Here is a 3,423-nt window from a genome sequence, read left to right on the forward strand (position 1 = left end):
GGAAAAATAATTATTCCGGGTTCACTGCCCTTGTCCTGGCCGAAAACCGAAAAATGCTTAATGTGTTCAAAAACACCTACCCCCATGCAGAATTTATACGGGGGGAAAGTGGTGAAATTGAAGTGATTATGCCCTTCATCATTGGAAAGCATAATACGCCCCACGATCACTCCCCGGAATAAAAATTGATTTGTCTTTGAGCTTAATTCAGGGTAATCCCAGTAAAAAATATCCCATGACAGATAATCGACCCGTTTTGATACTGGCCCCTTTGCAGGGCTTTACCGATGTGGTGTTCAGACAGGTTTATGTCCGGCATTTTACCGGCATTGACCAGGCCATGGCCCCGTTTATCTCCACCATGAGCAGCAGGCGCCTGAAACCGTCCAGGCTGAAAGACGTGGCTCCGGCTTTGAATATAGCCCTTCCCGTGATCCCACAAATTCTGGGAAATAATCCGGATGATTTTATCTATCTTGGAGATTATCTTTTTAACATGGGCTATACTCAAGTCAATTGGAACCTCGGGTGCCCCCATTCAAAAATTGCAGTAAAACTGCGTGGCTCAGGCCTTTTATCCCATCCGGATAAAATAGACGCCTTCCTTTCCAGGGTGATTCCGGCCATGAAGCCTACACTAAGCGTTAAAATTCGTCTGGGCCGTAAAAGCAAGGAGGAGATTTTGGACCTGATTGCAATGTTCAATACCCACACGCTTGACGAAATTATCCTGCATCCCAGAACCGGGGAACAAATGTATACAGGCACCGCTGATGTTGACGCCTTTGCAGGGGCCATGAAAGCCTGTATCCATCCCATGGTATATAACGGAGATATTGTGGACACGGCATCATGGGAAAAAATCCGGCAGCGGTTTCCGCAAATCAGCCGTTTCATGATCGGCAGAGGCATTCTCTCCAATCCCTTTTTGCCCGAGCAGATCAAGGGGGTGATATTCGATTCCCAAAACGCCGAGGCCCAAGATCAAGACAGGCAAATGCGTGAACGATTGAAAACCTTTCACGCAGACCTTTTTAATAGTTACAAACAGGTTTTTTCAGGCCCGGCGCACCTTATCGGGCGCATGAAGGGATTATGGAGCTATCTGGGACCCTCCTTTGAAAAGAGCAAAAAACCGTTGAAAAAACTGCTCAACTCAACTTCGGAGCAGGCTTATTTGGATCGGGTCGGTGAATTCTGGGACATGGATTTAAAATTCTGCCCGGACAGGATAGAATGAGACGCCGGCCCGGATAGATAGAGGTATGTCACAAATAAATTGGTACCATTTTTCTTGATTGTACTTTTAATCTTGCTCGAATCAATAGGATGCTTTTGGCTCACAAATTCCAAGATAATCGGATATCACTTGCCTGCGGTTTGATGGTCAAAATTATTAATAATAGTCCGGGGTTTTAAATTCCACATTGAGGACATTTCGATATTGATGTAGTCCACAGTGAGAATTGGAAAGGATTCCATCCACAATACTTCTGCTATTGAATACTGTTTTAAAATAGGTCTGGGCGACTGATAATACCATTATGCGTACTCGGCAGGGTAAAAATACTCTGAGAGTCCCTGGAAAAAAATGCTTTATACTTAATTTATGAGGCAGTATTTAGGAGGGGAGACAAGCGGAATATTTTCTCAAAAAAATTGGTAGAGATTCACAAGGAAGGGTTAAAGACCAATCAGACTTAGATTATAATAATTTTAACAAGCAAAATAAACCGATTGAGTAGGTTATTTGGAAACGGCATACTTTAAATCAACTTGGTTCATATATCGATAAGGAGCTATTATTGTGTCAAACTTTGAAGTATCGCTATCAGCAATAAATGGTAACCCCTTTATCTGCTGCATGAATAAGGATTGTGATAACGTCGTTGAGGAATTCACATAATGAGCGACCAAGAGCTGTTCAGAGGATGGGATTCGCTGACCATCGAAGATCTTCTAAAGGCTTATCGCAAGTCCAAGGCAGATTGTTTTTTTGAAAATACCTTTCCGACTGCAATTAAGTTTGCAGAATTCGAGCAAGACCTGCTGGTTAATCTGAAACAACTTCTCAAGAGTCTGAAGAGTGACTCTGGCTTTGAAGACAATGAGACTCTTTTGGGCGATTATCGTTTGCTGCCGAAGAAGATCTCTACAGAAAAGAAAGCTGATAGCACCGAAAATGGTCACGTGCATTTTTCCAAGCCGGAAAGAGCGGTTGAGAGCCTATTGAAAAATTACAATATTACACCTGAATTTCGCATTGTTGGTGATTTTCCAGTAGAGACCCATGTCATATCCGCACTCTGGATCAACATGGTTGGTCATAAGTTCGATGCGAAACTGGATAAGTGTTGCTACGGTGCGAGGTTAAAGCGGATCAGTAATGACACACTGTTTAGCTCTAATGATGACAAGCAATTTCACATCAGTGCTATCGGGTCATTCGTTCCCTATTTTCAGCCTTACCAAAAGTGGCGAAATGATGGCCTAAAGGCTATACGTGATGAGCTGGAGAAGGATCGAGATATAATTGCTGTATCACTCGACCTGAAAAGCTACTACCACTTTATTGATCCGACCGCTTTGTCTGGCAAAGCCTTGTTGGCGACGCTATCGCTTGAACTTGAGGAGGCTGAAATTGAATTTACAGCACAGCTCGCTCGTTTCCTGAATAGATGGTCTGAAGGGGCATCTAAGTTCGGCAAGTCGGTTGGTGGAAAGAAAGCCGATATCAGTGGTGGATTGGTCATTGGTTTGACATGTAGTCGAATTATTTCCAATGTCCTGCTTCACAAATGGGATAGACTTGTCCTTGAAAATCTCGCCCCAATTCATTACGGTCGTTACGTCGATGATATGTTCATCGTGTTACGTGACACGAGCACCATCACCAGCAGCTTTGACCTAATGCAAATGATCCAAACGCGGATTGGTAAAAGCTGCATTTCTCAAAATTCTAAAAATACAAAGATTTGGCAGATAAATCAGGGAGCTGATTTTCAAGGTGATACCCAAATTACGTTACAGTCGGACAAACAGAAATTGTTTATATTGCAGGGTCGCGCGGGTCTCGACCTTCTGGATAGCATTGAAAAAGAAATATACGAGCTTTCCAGCGAGCATCGTCTCATGCCATCGCCAGATCTATTGGAGCATTCAACGGCAGCCAAGGTACTTTCTGCTGCTGGCAGCGTAGGAGAAAGTGCTGATTCTCTACGTAGAGCTGATGGGTTAACGATTCGCCGTCTAGGTTGGTCACTTCAGCTTCGGCAGGTGGAAACACTTGCACGGGATTTACGTAACTTCTCAATAAGTCCGGGTAAAAAGACAAAGGTCAGCCAAATTCAATTGCAGTTAAACAGACAAATTGAGAGCTTTGTTGATGATGAGATCACTAAGATAAGGAATTTCATTCAAGCC

3 protein-coding genes are annotated in these 3,423 nt (G+C 43.4%); all 3 read left to right on the forward strand.

Annotated features, from left to right (window positions below):
• Positions 1-182, forward strand: a 182-nt coding sequence (locus AB7U36_RS20940) for a hypothetical protein (RefSeq protein WP_428161563.1), incomplete at its 5' end; no start/stop codon positions are given.
• 53 nt (positions 183-235) lie between these two features.
• Positions 236-1,240, forward strand: a complete 1,005-nt coding sequence (locus tag AB7U36_RS20945) for a tRNA dihydrouridine synthase (protein WP_428161564.1) — start codon at positions 236-238, stop codon at positions 1,238-1,240.
• 665 nt (positions 1,241-1,905) lie between these two features.
• Positions 1,906-3,423: hypothetical protein (locus tag AB7U36_RS20950; protein WP_428161565.1), on the forward strand; the 1,518-nt coding region annotated here is incomplete at its 3' end.

This window comes from Desulfobacter sp. (assembly GCF_050177295.1).

Excerpts from the sequence above, each read along its gene's own strand:
- AB7U36_RS20945 (WP_428161564.1), top strand. The coding sequence starts at position 236 with ATGACAGATAATCGACCCGTTTTGATACTGGCCCCTTTGCAGGGCTTT.